Here is a 13274-nt window from a genome sequence, read left to right as displayed (position 1 = left end):
TCAATGCATTGCCTGCGGCGGGAAGGGCTTAGAAGTTTCCCCGTGCGGCCTCGGCCAAGATCATCTTGTCCAAGGTCAGATCAGATACGGCGCGACGAAGCCGGGTATTCTCGGCCTCGAGCTCCTTCAGCCGCTTGAGCTGGTCGCGGCTCGTCCCCCCATACTGCTTGCGCCATCGGTAGTAGGTCTGAACCGTCACGCCGATCTGGCGCACAGCCTCCTGGACCGAACTCCCTTGGCCTTGTAGCACTTCAACTTGCCGTAGCTTCAGCACGATATCCTCGGGCTTCTCGCGTTTGCCTGCCATCTCGGCGTCCTCCTGAAAACGGGAGAATTCTATCCCAAAAGGTGGACCATTTCAGTCGGGGCACTCCATGGTGCGGCATTTTCCGCAAAAGGCCAAATTAGGATTTCCCCAGCCGGGAAAACCCTGTGGATAAGATCGTGGATGATCCGGGAAAACCCAGCCTGACGGCACAACTGGCGCAGGTTTCTAATCTCTCAGAGAGAGATGTGGATAACTTTCGGATGACTCAATCCGCATGTGAACAGATCAAAGCCCTGCCACTGATTTGATCTCTTCCACCACCCGCTCGACGCCCTGGCCCTGTTTCAGCGCGGTAAAGACGAAGGGACGGCCATTGCGCACCCGGGTGGCATCGCGGTCCATCACCTCGAGCGAGGCACCGACATAGGGGGCCAGATCGGTCTTGTTGATCACCAGCAGGTCCGACTTGGTGATTGCCGGACCGCCCTTTCGCGGGATCTCCTCCCCCGCCGCCACGTCGATCACGTAGAGCGTCACATCAGCGAGTTCGGGGCTGAAGGTGGCCGACAGGTTGTCACCGCCGGATTCGATCAGAACGATCTCCACCTCGGGGTGACGCTCCTGCATCTCGGCCACGGCGGCCAGGTTGATGCTGGCGTCCTCGCGGATCGCAGTATGGGGGCAGCCGCCGGTCTCGACCCCGATGATGCGGTCGGCGGGCAGGATCTGCATGCGCATCAGAGCTTCGGCATCCTCCTGAGTGTAGATGTCATTGGTGATCACGCCGATCGAATAGTCGTCTTTCAGCACCTCGGCGAGCCGGGCGGTCAGCGTGGTCTTGCCGGCGCCGACCGGGCCGCCGATGCCAATGCGCAGCGGGCCGTTCATCTGGGTCATGATTGGAAAAGCCTCGGGTCAAGGGTTTCATGTTGCAGCGCCGCGATGTCGGAGAGGAAGGCGTTGGAATAGACCTCGCCTTCGATCTCCGCCTCGGCCGCGACGCGGGTGATCAATGGGGCCAGGCTGGCGAGCACCGCCTGCCCGTCGGTCTGGCCCAGCGGCACCAGCCGCACGGCGGCCGAGACCAGGTTGGAGAGGAAGGATTGCAGGTAGAGCGCGCAGGTGGCCTGCGGGTCAAGCGCCATCCACCGCGCCGCCTGCCCCACCGCCACCGGCAGCAGCAGCGGCGGCAGCTCGATCCCCCAGATCGCGGCGGAGGTGCGCGCAAAGGCCGCCCCCTGCCGCGCGCCTTCTCGCTGCCGCTCGGCGGCGGGAGCGAAGGCCCGCGCCTCGGCGTCGACGGCAAGGAGATCGGCGATGCTTTCGGCCCGGTAGCCGCGCCAGAGAAAGGTGGCGTCAGACCGGCCGGAACCATGCTGTGTCAGATCCTCAAGCCAGGCGCGCAGCTCGGCAGCAGACGAAATCCAGCCTGCGCGGATCGCGGTCTCCAGCCCGTGGGAATAGGCGAAGCCGCCCAGCGGATAGGCCGGTGACAGCCATTGCGCGAGCGTCAGCAGGCCGGGATCAAAGCGCGTGGTCGGGGCCATGGTCGTGATCGTGGTCGTGGGGATGATCATGGCTGTGTCCGTGATCATGGGAATGGTCGTGGCTGTGATCGTGAGAGTGGCCATGCCCGTGACTGTGGTCATGGGCGGTGTGCACATGTTCATGGCTGTGGGTCCGGCCATGACCATAGGCACCGCCTTCGGGGGTGAAGGGGGCGATCTCTTCCGTCACCGTGGCGCCCAGATGTTCCAGCATGTGGCGGATCACCGGATCGCGCTGGATCACCAGCCGGTCGGCGGCGATCTGACAGGGGGTGTGGCGGTTGCCGATGTGCCAGGCGAGTTGCGGCAAGAGCGGGCCGGTGACCGAGAGCACCTCTTCCCCGGCGGCCTTGACCTCGATCAGGGTGCCATCGGAGAGGACCAGCGCATCGCCGTCATCGAGCGAGGTGGTCTGAGGCAGATCGACGACAAAGGCCCGCCCTGCCTCGGTCACCAGTTTCTTGCGGCGCAGGAAACGGCCGTCATAATCGAGCAGCACGGTCTCGGCATCGCCATGCCAGTCGCCCTTGCGGTGAAAGCTCTGGGCCAGGGGAAGGTCGGTCATTCGGGTCGTCCTTGGTCATTTGCGTGGGCGCGGTGTGGCGGCGGCGGGCCGGCCCCCGGGATGTGGTTTCGGTCAGTTTGGCCCTTCCTCGCCGGGAGGCAAAGGGGCGAATGGGCGCTGTTGGGCGACGTCACAGCCGCCCGGGCGACGCCGCCCCCCTCCCTCCAACGGCAAGACAGAAGCGGAAGGTTCACGCCCGGCCCGAGGGGGGGCGAACAGGGGCTGACGCCCCGGGCGGGCCGTTGGCGCTGTATTCCTCAATCCCTCAGAACAGGAAATACCGCTGTGCCATCGGCAGCACCTCGGCCGGTTCGCAGGTCAAAAGCTCGCCATCGGCACGCACCTCATAGGTCTCGGGGTTGACCTCGATATGCGGCGTGGCGTCGTTGAGCTTCAGGTCCTTCTTGCCGATGGTCCTCGTGTTCTTCACCGCCAGCGTCTGTTTCGCCAATCCCAGCCGCGCCGCGATGCCGTCCTCCTGTGCTGCCTCGGAGACAAAGATCACCGCCGAGTTTTCGACGCTGCGGCCATAGGCACCGAACATGGGGCGCGAATAGACCGGTTGCGGAGTCGGAATCGAGGCATTGGGATCGCCCATCTGCGCCATCACGATCGACCCGCCGATCAGCACCATCTCGGGTTTCACCCCGAAGAAAGCCGGCGACCAGAGCACCAGATCGGCGCGCTTGCCCTCTTCGATACTGCCGATTTCATGGCCGATACCATGGGCGATGGCCGGGTTGATGGTGTATTTGGCGATATAACGGCGGACGCGGAAATTGTCGTTCTCCCCGGTCTCCTCGGCCAGGCGGCCGCGCTGTTTCTTCATCTTGTCGGCGGTCTGCCAGGTGCGGATCAACACCTCGCCCACCCGGCCCATCGCCTGGCTGTCGCTGGCGATGATCGAAAAGGCGCCGATGTCGTGCAGGATATCCTCGGCCGCGATGGTCTCACGCCGGATGCGGCTTTCGGCAAAGGCGACGTCTTCGGGGATCGACTTGTCCAGATGGTGGCAGACCATCAGCATGTCGAGATGTTCCTCGATGGTGTTGCGGGTGAAGGGCCGCGTCGGATTGGTCGACGAGGGCAGAACGAAGTCTTCACCACAGACTTTGATGATGTCGGGCGCATGGCCGCCGCCGGCGCCTTCGGTGTGGAAGGCGTGGATGGTGCGGCCCTTGAAGGCGGCAACGGTGTTTTCGACGAAGCCCGATTCATTCAGCGTGTCGGTGTGGATCATCACCTGCACGTCCATGTCGTCCGCCACACCCAGGCAGCAGTCGATGGCGGCGGGCGTGGTGCCCCAATCCTCGTGCAGCTTCAGACAGCAGGCGCCGGCCAGCACCTGTTCCTCCAGCGCGGCAGGAAGCGAGGCATTGCCCTTGCCGGCGAAGGCCAGGTTCATCGGAAAGGCATCGGCCGATTGCAGCATGCGACCCAGATGCCAGGGGCCCGGCGTGCAGGTGGTGGCCAGCGTTCCATGCGCCGGGCCGGTGCCGCCGCCCAGCATGGTGGTGGTGCCGGAATGCAGCGCATCCTCGATCTGCTGCGGGCAGATGTAATGGATATGGCTGTCCATGCCGCCGGCGGTCAGGATCTTGCCCTCGCCGGCGATGGCCTCGGTTCCCGGGCCCACGATGATATCGACGCCGGGCTGGGTGTCGGGGTTGCCGGCCTTGCCGATCTTGTGGATACGCCCGTTCCTGAGGCCGACATCGGCCTTGTAGATGCCGGTCCAGTCGACGATCAGCGCATTGGTGATGACGGTATCGACGGCGCCCCCGGCCCGGGTGACCTGGGATTGGCCCATGCCGTCGCGGATCACCTTGCCGCCGCCGAACTTGACCTCTTCGCCATAGGACAGCGCATTGGCACCCGACCCGCCGCTGATGGCAGCGCCAGTGCGCTCGGCGATCAGGTCACGCTCGACCTCGATGATCAGATCGGTATCGGCCAGCCGCAGCCGGTCGCCCACGGTGGGGCCGAACATGGCGGCATAGGAGGCGCGGGAGATTTGGGTGGGCATCAGGACATCCCCTTTGGGCTGAAAAGAATGCGGACAAGGGAACAGGTCATCCCCGGGACGCGCAGCGTTCCGGATCGCGCCCGACCCCGCCCCCCAGGGCGGGCGCGATTGCGCCCCCCCTCGGTGCCGGGCGCGATCCTGCAGCGTTGCGGGATCAGGGTCTCGGGCGCGTCCAACCTCACAGCTCCCCCATGACTTTCTGGTTGAAGCCATAGATCCGCCGCGCCCCGGACATCGGGATCAACTGCACCTCGCGGCGCTGGCCGGGTTCGAAGCGCACGGCGGTGCCGGCGGCGATATCAAGCCGCATGCCGCGGGCGGCCTCGCGGTCGAAGTCCAACCCCGGGTTGGTCTCGGCGAAATGGTAATGGCTGCCGACCTGCACCGGTCGATCACCGGTATTGGCCACCATCAGGGTGATGGCCATGCGGTCGGGGTTGAGGTTCAGCTTGCCCTCGGCGGGGAACAGCTCTCCAGGGATCATCGCGCGCCCTCCTCAGCCGGCCAGCGCCAGGGCGGAGCCTGCGACAGCGACCAGAAGACCGGCCCCGCGCAGGATCGGCTGCCGGCTTGCCTTGCCCAGCAGCAGACCGAAGCTGAGCCCCGCCACATGCAGCGCGGCGGTAACCACGGCGAAGCCCGCCAGGTAATTCAGCGCATGGGCGCCGCCCATCTCGGCCCCGTGAGCATGGCCATGGAACACCGCGAAAACCGCGACCACCGCGGCGCCCGCCGTCACCGGCATCCGGGCGGCAACGGCGACCAGCAGACCCAACACGACGGAAGAGGCCAGGATCATCGGTTCAACCAGGGGCAAGGGCATGCCGGCCAGCGCCGCGACGAAGCCAAGGCTCATGGCGCCGACAAAGGCCGTCGGCACGATCCAGAGCGCCCGGCCGCCCAGCAGCGCGGCCCAGAGCCCGACACAGACCATCGCCAGGATGTGGTCGGCGCCAGAGATCGGGTGCGACGCCCCGGCCATGAATGACCCATGCTCGCCCGGATTCAGATGTGCCAGCGCCGGCTGACAGATCAGCAGCGCGGGAACAAGGGCGGGGATCAGGTGTTTCATCTGGGGTTTCATCTGGGCTCTCCTGGCAAATCAGCGGATCGGATTGTGGACGGTCACCAGCTTGGTGCCGTCGGGAAAGGTGGCCTCGACCTGAACCTCGGGGATCATCTCGGGCACGCCTTCCATGCATTGGTCACGGGTGATCACCTCGGCCCCGGCCTCCATCATATCGGCGACAGTCCGGCCATCGCGGGCGCCTTCGACCACCGCATCGGTGATCAGCGCGATCGCTTCGGGATAGTTCAGCCTGACGCCCCGGGCCAGCCGCTTGCGCGCCACTTCGGCGGCCATGGCGATCAGCAGTTTGTCTTTTTCGCGCGGGGTCAATTGCATCGGTTACAATCTCCAGGACGTGGGCAAACCGTCTTGGCTCAGACGGTCGAGAATGGGCAGAAGGTGACGGCGCAGACCGAAGCCGTCCTCGGCCAGCAGCCTGACGGCGAGCACGTCGCGCTGCAAGAGGCTTGCACCGCCAAGCGGCGGCAATTCGGCCCGGACCGGCGCCAGATGCGCCTCGGCCTCCGGCCCGACATAGAGGAGCGAGGCCATGGCTCCGGCGCCGCGCGCCATTCGCGCCAGTTGCGCCTGCAGGTCCCCCTCCAACCGCACCCCGTCACGGTAAAGCGGCAGCCCATCGCGATCGACACTGATCCGGTCGCGAAAGCGGGCATCGGTCAGCCGCTCGCCCATGGCGGCGCGGCCGAAGATCACCGGCTCCACCATCAGAAGCCGCGCATCGGCTTCGAGAGAGACATGCAGGGATCGCTCCAGTGCCGCGCCCTGATAGAGGATCAGCTCCTGCGGTAGCCAGAACAGCGTCGATCCCGGCGCGCCGCGCAGACGGCTATCGAACCGTCCCCAGCCCGAGGCCGCGCGATAGGCGCGCTCGGCCGCCTGGGTGGTCAGCACCAGATGCGCCCCCTCTGACGCCTCGGCCTGAAGCCGCAGCCGATCGCCGCCGGTGATACCGCCGGCCGAGTTGATGACGATGGCCTGCAACGGCCCGGGTAGACGCGGGAACATCGCCTTCATCGCACCGCTCGGACGATAGCGATCCAGCGCACTACCGGCGCCCGACCGCTTGGCCGACACCAAAAGCGCGCCCTCGGCCCGCGGCTGCGGCGGTTGGTCCATCGCAGGCATCTGTCGTATCGGCACGGTAATCGCGCGCCCCTCCCCATCCTTGTCTTGGGAAAGAGGATCGTCCGAATTCACCGCCGCCTCCAGACCGGGTTGGGCCAAGCCACGACAAGCCGCCCGATTTACGCGGAAAAACCGAGCACCGCCCACCTTTGCGCCCAAAAATAAGGCACAAATTGTGGATTTCAGTCCATTGAACCCGCGGCGATCTCCGCCTCCGGGAACAGGCGGAGGGCATTGGCACGGATTTCCGGCAGCACCTCGATGGCGCGGCGCGCTGACAGATCGAATTGCACAGTGGTCGCCACCAGATCGGCCGCCACATCCCCGCTAGCAAGATTGCGCATGGTGTAGCGGGTGATCATCGACTTGCCGCCGATCTTCTCGACCCTGCCACTCACCACGATCAGATCGCCGGCGGCCAGCTCGGCCTTGAAACTGGTGTTCAGGTTCACATCGGCAAAGCCGATGCGCCGCGCCAACATGTCGGGACCAAAGCCCAGCGCGGCAAGAAGATGGTAAGACCCGTCATCGAACATCGCGATATAGTGGCGCGTCGTCATATGGCCCATGGCATCGCAGAGCCATGGGTGAACAACCCCGCGATAACACTCGATTTCCCCGGACATCTCCGACCTCCTCACCTGATCTGTCATGGTCAGGCATTGCCCTAGCATATCGTCGAGGACCGCAAAATCCCCGTTCCCGGCGCGTGGCCCCGAGGGACAGGATGCCCCCGAGACCTCGCGCCGGATGCAGCGGTCAGAACTGCATCGGCCAGGGCCGCATTGCACCACGCATCTTCTCCCAGGCGCGCGCGACGCGCAGCACTCCGAGATCGTCGAAACGATGGCCTGCGATCTGCAGCCCCAGCGGCACACCATTGGCATCATACCCGCAACAGACCGTGGCGGCCGGCTGCTCGCTCATGTTGAAGGGCACGGTAAAGCCGATCTGGTCATGCGCCAGGGTCACGTCGTTGTTGGCATACCCCCATTCCGCCGGAAAACTGGTATTGGCCGCAGTCGGCGACAGAATGAAATCGAACCCTTTGGTCGCGGCGACGGTCCGGGTGCGGATCTCCATGGTGCGGGAATAGGCGCGGAACCCTTCCAGCGCCGAGACCTTCTGCGCCGGGGCGACCCACTCCAGAAAGATCGGCAGGACCTTCGCGCGCTGCTCCGGGCTCAGATCCTCGATGTCACGGGCCGCGCGGATCCGCCAGAACAGATCGAGCCCGTGCAACATGTCGTTGTCCATCCAGGGGTCCAGCGGCTCAACGATGGCGCCGGCGGCCTCAAAGGCCTTGGCGGCCTCGATCACCGGCGGGATCACCTGCGGATCGATCGGCATGCCACACCCGGGGTCGAGCAACAGGCCAAACCGCTTGCCCTTCAGGTCGATATCGAGATCGGTCCACGGCAGGTTCGCCGGCGGCAGGTTCATGGAATCACGCTCATCCGGATCGGGGCGCGAAAGCACCGCCATCATCAGCGCCGCATCCTCGACCGTGCGGCACATTGGGCCGGCACAGCGCCCCATATAGGGCGGGTCGATCGGGATCCGGCCAAGGCTGGGCTTCAGCCCGGCGAGGCCGTTCCAGGCCGCCGGGAACCGGACTGAGCCGCCGATGTCGGTGCCGACATGAAAAGGCCCATAGCCCGCCGCGCCGCCGGCCCCCGCACCGGCCGAGGAGCCGCCCGGATTCATCTTCGTGTTCCAGGGATTGCGGGTCAGGGCATGAATGCTCGACAATCCCGAGGACATCGCCCCAAACTCGGGCATCGTCGTCTTGCCAAGGATCACCGCCCCCGCCTCGCGCAGCCGGGCAGCCGGCGGCGCATCGCGCTCGGCCGGGATCAACGGCGTCGCGGCCGTACCATTGGGCACCGGCACACCCTTGGTGGCGATATTCTCCTTGATGGTGGTGGGCACCCCGTCGATGCTCACCCCGTCCGCCTCGATCGGCGTTCCCGCCCGCCAGCGTGCTTCGGAGGCCTGAGCCATCGCCAGCGCCGCCTGCGGGTCGAAACAATAGGTGGCGTGCAAATGCGGTTCGCACCGTTCGATCTGGGCGATCACTGCCCGGGTCACCTCGACGGGAGAGAGGGTCCCGGCACGATAACCGGCAAGTAATTCGGTCGCCGAGAGGGCGTGAAGGTCGGAGGAGGTCATGGTCTTTCCTTGGTCATCAATGGAACAGGGCGGCCCCCGTGACAGGGACCCGCCCGACGATCCCCCCGAATGGGGCGACCGGAGCAGGGGAGCCCCGAGACAGAAGCGCAACATCCGAATCGCAACCGCTTTCAGGGCATTGTGTATCTCTGAGCGATACAGTAATATTGTAGAATGATTATAGATGACCAATAAATGATCTGCTTAAACCGTAACCAGATATGATCTGCATATTTACCGGGAAACGGAATAAATGCACAAAAATTGCGCACAAATAAAACGGTCTCATTTTACCGCCCGCCCCACCGGGAGGGCACCTCGATGACCGGGTTTGTGAACCGCTCTCACCACCACAGCGAATCGGGGGCGCGCAAACTCGACGATGCCATCGAGAACGATCCACTGTTCCTGCGCGCCACAGCGCGGACGATGATGGTACTTTCGGCCTTTCACGAAGCCGACCGTCCGATGAGCCTGACCGAGATCGCCCGGACGGCGGGTCTCGACCGCAGTTCCACCCAGCGGATCGTGCACACGCTGCGCCAGCTTGGCTATCTGCAACGCGACCCGCATGACCGGGGCTATATCCCCGGCATCCGCATCTACGATCACATCTTCGACGCCATGCGATTGAACGACCTGCTGCAACCAGCGGTGCCGCTGCTGCTGGATCTCAGGCGCAATGTGAATGAACGGGTGGATCTGTCGCTGATCGACGATCTCAGGCTGGTCTATGCCGCCCGCCTCCCCCCCAAGCGCGAAGTGCTGCACGCCATGCTGGTGGGACTGAGCGTGCCGATCTATTGCACCTCGGCGGGCTGGGCGATGCTGTCTCATCTGCCCGAGGACCAGGCCCGCGACATCATCCGCCGCTCGGACCGCCGCAGCTATACCTCGCGGACCCTGGTCGACGAAGATGCCATCATGGAAAAGGCATCCATGGCGGCACAGCAAGGTTATGTCGTTGCGGAAGAACAGCTTTTACCCGGAGAAATCGCCATCGGCGCGGCCATCCTCAATGCCGAACGTCGCCCCATCGCGGCGGTCACGGTCACTGCGCTTCTGTCGGACTGGACGGCCGAGGACTTCACCCACGCCGTCGCCCCGTCACTGGTGCAGACGGTCAGCGCGCTCGGTCGGGCCTGAGCGCGCCTGCGACCCGGCCTAGGCCGGGTCGATGGGCTCCAACCCGCACCATTCGGCGATGAACAGTGCGATCGACAGCGTCACCCGCTCCAGAGACGCGATCTCGACATATTCGTCGATCCCATGTGAAAGCCCGCTTTTCGCGCCATAACAGAGCGTCGGGATCTTGTCGAAAAGGGCATAAATCCGTGTGTCGATATAGGCCGGCAGCACCACCGCAGGCAGCGGCGTGCCGGTAGCGGCCTGATGTGCACGACCCAGCACCGCCTCGGCCTCGGTGCCCTCGGGCTGCTCATAACCGTCCGCCATGAAGCCGTTCCAGACCAGCCGGGGCGGGTTGTTCGACAGATACGGATCCGCCGCGACGAAGGCCTGCAGATGCGCCTCGATCTCGGCAGCGCAGGCGGTCACATCCCAGTTCGGCAACAGCGAGATGCGGAAATCCACCGCCGCCGTCGCCGGCACCGACGAGGCCCATTCGCCGCCTTCGATCCGCCCGACGTTCAGGTTGATCGGCTTCGGCATGTCGGCAAACAGCGGATGCTCGCCGCGCCGGTCGTTCCAGGCGGTTTCCAACTGGCGCAGGGCGGCGATGGTGCGGATCGCGGCGTCGATGGCATTGGCACCCTCGCCCATCTCGCTGACGTGACGCGGAATGCCCTCGAACTCCACCCGGAACCAGATCACTCCCAGATTGGCACGCACCATCGCCTCGCCCGTGGGTTCGGGCACCAGGGCCGCATCGGCCTTGTAACCGCGGATATGCGCCATCAGCGCGCCATCGCCGGTGCTTTCCTCCTCGACCACCGATTGCAGATAAAGCGTCGCTGCGGGCTGCCAGCCCAGCGCCCTGAGCGCGTCGAGCGCGGCGATACCGCAGGCGAGCCCCGATTTCATGTCCCCCGCCCCGCGACCGTACATCCTGCCGTCGCGGATGGTGGCGGAATAGGGCGGATCGGTCCACATATGCGCGGGGCCCGTCGGCACCACGTCGACATGCCCCTGCAGGATCAACGACCGGCCGGTTTCCTGCCGGGGCCGGTGGATGCCCACCACAATCGGCGCCTCGGAGTGCTGCGGGCTCCATTTCCCGGCCCCGGGATGGGCGGCCAAAGCCTCGCGGTCCATGGCAAAGCGCTCCATCTGATAGCCCCGTCTGCGCAGTTCGGCGAAGACGAGATCCTGGACGGTATGCTCCTCTCCCCGCTGCGAGGGGCAATGCACCAGCTCTTTCGTCAACGCGATCTGGCGGTCGAACCCCGCCCGGACGGCCTGGGCCAAAGTGTCACGCAAATTGGGATCAAGAGGCAGGTCATAAGACATTGGAATCGCTTTCTGATCTGATGGAATCGACAAGCTGGACGCGGTCGGCCGACCGGCCTGCGAAACGACAATATGGCCAGGGCAGAGGCCGGATTCGCGCCAGCCTGACCCCGCCGCACCCTTTCCGTCAAGAGATGTGCCAGCCCATCGGAGAGGCACCGGAACGACGGCGACAAGAACCGCCGGATTTCGCCCGCAGATCGCGCCCGCTCGCGACGCCTGGAAAAAACGCACACATTTTAGGCAGTTTATGTAAAGTGAGTTTTTATCGGCTATTTCGCTTCCGTCCCAAACCGAAGCGACTCGATACTCGGCCCGGGCGGCGTGCAGCCCGAACCGAGTCAAAACCGCACGACGAGAACGCTCAACAAACCAGAACGCTCAAGAAACAAGACGACAACAGGAAGGATCAAAGATGACGTCCATCTGGAGGAATCTCCGCACCGGAATTCTCGGCGCCACCGCAATGGCGCTGGTGTCGGCCCTGCCCGCTTCGGCCGAGACGATTACCGCAGTCATGCATTCCGGCCTGCGGGTGATGGACCCGGTGATCACCACCGCCCATATCACCCGTGACAACGCCTTTATGGTTTTCGATACGCTGGTCGCCCTGGACGCGGATTTCGTCGTGCAGCCGCAGATGGCGAATTTCGAGGTTTCCGAAGACGGGCTCACCTATACGTTCACCCTGCGCGATGGGCTAAAATGGCACGACGGCGGCGAGGTCACACCGGCCGACTGCATCGCGTCAATCAAACGCTGGATGCAACGCGACGGCGGAGGTCAGATGATTTCCGACCGGATGGAAAGCCTGGAGGCCACCGGCGACAAGAGCTTTACGCTGACCCTGAAGGAACCCTTCCCCTACACTCTTCAGGCCATGGCCAAGGTCTCCAGCCTGGCGCTGTTCATGATGCCCGAGCGGATCGCCAACACTCCCGCCAGCGAGGCGATCACCGAAATGGTCGGCTCCGGCCCGTTCAAGTTCGTCGCCGAGGAATTCCAGCCCGGCGTCAAAGTCGTCTACGAGAAGTTCGAGGATTACGTCCCCGCCCCCGGCCCGCAAAGCTGGTTCTCCGGCGCTAAGGAGGTCAAGGTTGACCGCGTCGAATGGGTGACCATGCCCGATGCGCAAACCACCATGAACGCGCTGATCAACGGCGAGATCGACTTCATGGAAACCGTCCCGGTGGATCTGCTGCCCCTGCTGCAAGGCATGGACGAGGTCAAATCCGAAGTACTGTCACCGCTGGGCTCGGTCACCATCGGCCGCATGAACTTCCTCCACCCGCCGTTCGACAATCCCAAGATCCGCCAGGCCGCGCTGATGGCGATGAGCCAGGAGGACGTGCTGACCGCGCTGATCGGCAACCCGGAATACTTCAAGGTCTGTGGCGCGATTTTCGGCTGTGGCACGCCGTTCGAATTTACCGACGGGTCGGAAACCCTGACCTCGGGCGGCGATATCGAAGGCGCCAAGAAGCTGCTGGAAGAAGCCGGTTATGACGGTACGCCCATCGTGCTGATGCAGCCCACCGACGTGACCACCCTGACCGCCCAGCCGATCGTGGCGGCCCAGGCCCTGCGCAACGCCGGTTTCAACGTCGACATGCAGCCGATGGATTGGCAGACCCTGGTGACCCGTCGCGCCAGCCAGGCGGCGCCCGCCGATGGTGGCTGGAACATCTTCTTCACCAACTGGATCGTGCCCGAAGTCTCCGGCCCGCTGGCCAACGTCATGCTGAACGGTCGCGGCGATCAGGCCTGGTTCGGCTGGCCGGACGATCCTGAAATCGAAACGCTGCGGACGGAATTCGCCAGTGCGGCCGATCTCGGCACGCAGAAGGCCATCGCGCAGAAAATCCAGGCTCATGTGATGGATAACGTGAACTACATCCATCTGGGTCAATATTACTCCCCCTCCGCCTGGAGCGAAGCGCTCACCGGCGTGACCAAGGCACCGTTCCCGGTGTTCTGGGGAATCGAGAAGACCGAAGGCTAAGGCCGATCGC

14 protein-coding genes and 1 pseudogene are annotated in these 13274 nt (G+C 64.6%); 3 read left to right on the top strand and 12 right to left on the bottom strand.

The features are described 5' to 3' along the window. Window positions 1-307, bottom strand: a pseudogene (locus G455_RS0120065) (transposase); the annotation flags it as partial. A 125-nt stretch (window positions 308-432) separates the two neighbouring features. On the opposite strand from G455_RS0120065, the gene G455_RS26525 reads away from it, so the two are divergent. Continuing rightward, window positions 433-576, top strand: coding sequence for a hypothetical protein (locus G455_RS26525; RefSeq protein WP_154664441.1), 144 nt, complete (start codon window positions 433-435; stop codon window positions 574-576). Here G455_RS26525 and ureG read toward each other — a convergent pair. The 10 genes from ureG to G455_RS0120015 all read right to left on the bottom strand — a co-directional run bounded on the left by ureG (window position 554) and on the right by G455_RS0120015 (window position 8793). Then, window positions 554-1165: an urease accessory protein UreG gene (ureG, locus tag G455_RS0120060; RefSeq protein ID WP_028095319.1), complete on the bottom strand. Its 612-nt coding sequence runs from the start codon at window positions 1163-1165 to the stop codon at window positions 554-556. The two genes, G455_RS26525 and ureG, sit on opposite strands and share 23 nt — an antisense overlap. Beyond that, window positions 1162-1845, bottom strand: a complete 684-nt coding sequence (locus tag G455_RS0120055; RefSeq protein ID WP_229861845.1) for an urease accessory protein UreF — start codon at window positions 1843-1845, stop codon at window positions 1162-1164. The genes ureG and G455_RS0120055 overlap by 4 nt, the downstream gene beginning before the upstream one ends. Continuing rightward, on the bottom strand, window positions 1793-2380 hold the full coding sequence (locus tag G455_RS0120050; protein ID WP_028095317.1) for an urease accessory protein UreE: 588 nt from the start codon (window positions 2378-2380) through the stop codon (window positions 1793-1795). The genes G455_RS0120055 and G455_RS0120050 overlap by 53 nt, the downstream gene beginning before the upstream one ends. A 265-nt stretch (window positions 2381-2645) precedes the next feature. Beyond that, window positions 2646-4406, bottom strand: coding sequence for an urease subunit alpha (gene ureC, locus G455_RS0120045; protein WP_028095316.1), 1761 nt, complete (start codon window positions 4404-4406; stop codon window positions 2646-2648). Between the two features lie 178 nt (window positions 4407-4584). Then, on the bottom strand, window positions 4585-4890 hold the full coding sequence (locus G455_RS0120040; RefSeq protein ID WP_028095315.1) for an urease subunit beta: 306 nt from the start codon (window positions 4888-4890) through the stop codon (window positions 4585-4587). 12 nt (window positions 4891-4902) lie between these two features. Further along, a complete protein-coding gene (locus G455_RS0120035) occupies window positions 4903-5490 on the bottom strand; it encodes a HupE/UreJ family protein (RefSeq protein WP_229861846.1) in 588 nt (195 codons plus the stop codon). Window positions 5491-5508: 18 nt separating this feature from the next. Beyond that, a complete protein-coding gene (locus G455_RS0120030) occupies window positions 5509-5811 on the bottom strand; it encodes an urease subunit gamma (protein ID WP_028095313.1) in 303 nt (100 codons plus the stop codon). Between the two features lie 3 nt (window positions 5812-5814). Next, the gene (locus tag G455_RS0120025) at window positions 5815-6612 is read right to left on the bottom strand and encodes an urease accessory protein UreD (protein WP_028095312.1); all 798 of its coding nucleotides are present in this window, start codon (window positions 6610-6612) and stop codon (window positions 5815-5817) included. Between the two features lie 191 nt (window positions 6613-6803). Next, on the bottom strand, window positions 6804-7247 hold the full coding sequence (locus tag G455_RS0120020) for an acyl-CoA thioesterase (protein ID WP_028095311.1): 444 nt from the start codon (window positions 7245-7247) through the stop codon (window positions 6804-6806). A gap of 133 nt (window positions 7248-7380) precedes the next feature. After that, window positions 7381-8793: an amidase gene (locus G455_RS0120015; RefSeq protein ID WP_028095310.1), complete on the bottom strand. Its 1413-nt coding sequence runs from the start codon at window positions 8791-8793 to the stop codon at window positions 7381-7383. Between the two features lie 321 nt (window positions 8794-9114). On the opposite strand from G455_RS0120015, the gene G455_RS0120010 reads away from it, so the two are divergent. After that, on the top strand, window positions 9115-9939 hold the full coding sequence (locus tag G455_RS0120010) for an IclR family transcriptional regulator (protein ID WP_154664440.1): 825 nt from the start codon (window positions 9115-9117) through the stop codon (window positions 9937-9939). Window positions 9940-9957: 18 nt separating this feature from the next. On the opposite strand, the gene G455_RS0120005 is transcribed toward G455_RS0120010, so the two are convergent. After that, entirely contained in the window at window positions 9958-11262 is a 1305-nt protein-coding gene (locus tag G455_RS0120005; RefSeq protein WP_229861847.1) for an ArgE/DapE family deacylase, read from the bottom strand. Window positions 11263-11677: 415 nt separating this feature from the next. Here G455_RS0120005 and G455_RS0120000 point away from each other — a divergent pair, with 415 nt between their 5' ends. Further along, window positions 11678-13264, top strand: a complete 1587-nt coding sequence (locus tag G455_RS0120000) for an ABC transporter substrate-binding protein (RefSeq protein ID WP_028095307.1) — start codon at window positions 11678-11680, stop codon at window positions 13262-13264. The last annotated feature ends 10 nt before the right edge of the window (window positions 13265-13274 follow it).

The organism is Pseudodonghicola xiamenensis DSM 18339 (assembly GCF_000429365.1).
GTDB lineage: Bacteria > Pseudomonadota > Alphaproteobacteria > Rhodobacterales > Rhodobacteraceae > Pseudodonghicola > Pseudodonghicola xiamenensis.
This window is presented reverse-complemented; position numbering and strand designations above follow the sequence as displayed.

Bases quoted from the DNA above. Each gene is read 5' to 3' on its own strand.
- G455_RS0120020 (WP_028095311.1), bottom strand. From the start codon at position 7,247: ATGTCCGGGGAAATCGAGTGTTATCGCGGGGTTGTTCACCCATGGCTC.
- ureG (WP_028095319.1), bottom strand. From the start codon at position 1,165: ATGACCCAGATGAACGGCCCGCTGCGCATTGGCATCGGCGGCCCGGTC.
- G455_RS0120035 (WP_229861846.1), bottom strand. From the start codon at position 5,490: ATGAAACCCCAGATGAAACACCTGATCCCCGCCCTTGTTCCCGCGCTG.
- G455_RS0120055 (WP_229861845.1), bottom strand. From the start codon at position 1,845: ATGATCATCCCCACGACCACGATCACGACCATGGCCCCGACCACGCGC.
- G455_RS0120040 (WP_028095315.1), bottom strand. From the start codon at position 4,890: ATGATCCCTGGAGAGCTGTTCCCCGCCGAGGGCAAGCTGAACCTCAAC.
- G455_RS0120010 (WP_154664440.1), top strand. From the start codon at position 9,115: ATGACCGGGTTTGTGAACCGCTCTCACCACCACAGCGAATCGGGGGCG.
- G455_RS0120005 (WP_229861847.1), bottom strand. From the start codon at position 11,262: ATGTCTTATGACCTGCCTCTTGATCCCAATTTGCGTGACACTTTGGCC.
- G455_RS0120050 (WP_028095317.1), bottom strand. From the start codon at position 2,380: ATGACCGACCTTCCCCTGGCCCAGAGCTTTCACCGCAAGGGCGACTGG.
- G455_RS0120000 (WP_028095307.1), top strand. From the start codon at position 11,678: ATGACGTCCATCTGGAGGAATCTCCGCACCGGAATTCTCGGCGCCACC.
- G455_RS0120025 (WP_028095312.1), bottom strand. From the start codon at position 6,612: ATGGACCAACCGCCGCAGCCGCGGGCCGAGGGCGCGCTTTTGGTGTCG.
- G455_RS0120030 (WP_028095313.1), bottom strand. From the start codon at position 5,811: ATGCAATTGACCCCGCGCGAAAAAGACAAACTGCTGATCGCCATGGCC.
- G455_RS0120015 (WP_028095310.1), bottom strand. From the start codon at position 8,793: ATGACCTCCTCCGACCTTCACGCCCTCTCGGCGACCGAATTACTTGCC.
- ureC (WP_028095316.1), bottom strand. From the start codon at position 4,406: ATGCCCACCCAAATCTCCCGCGCCTCCTATGCCGCCATGTTCGGCCCC.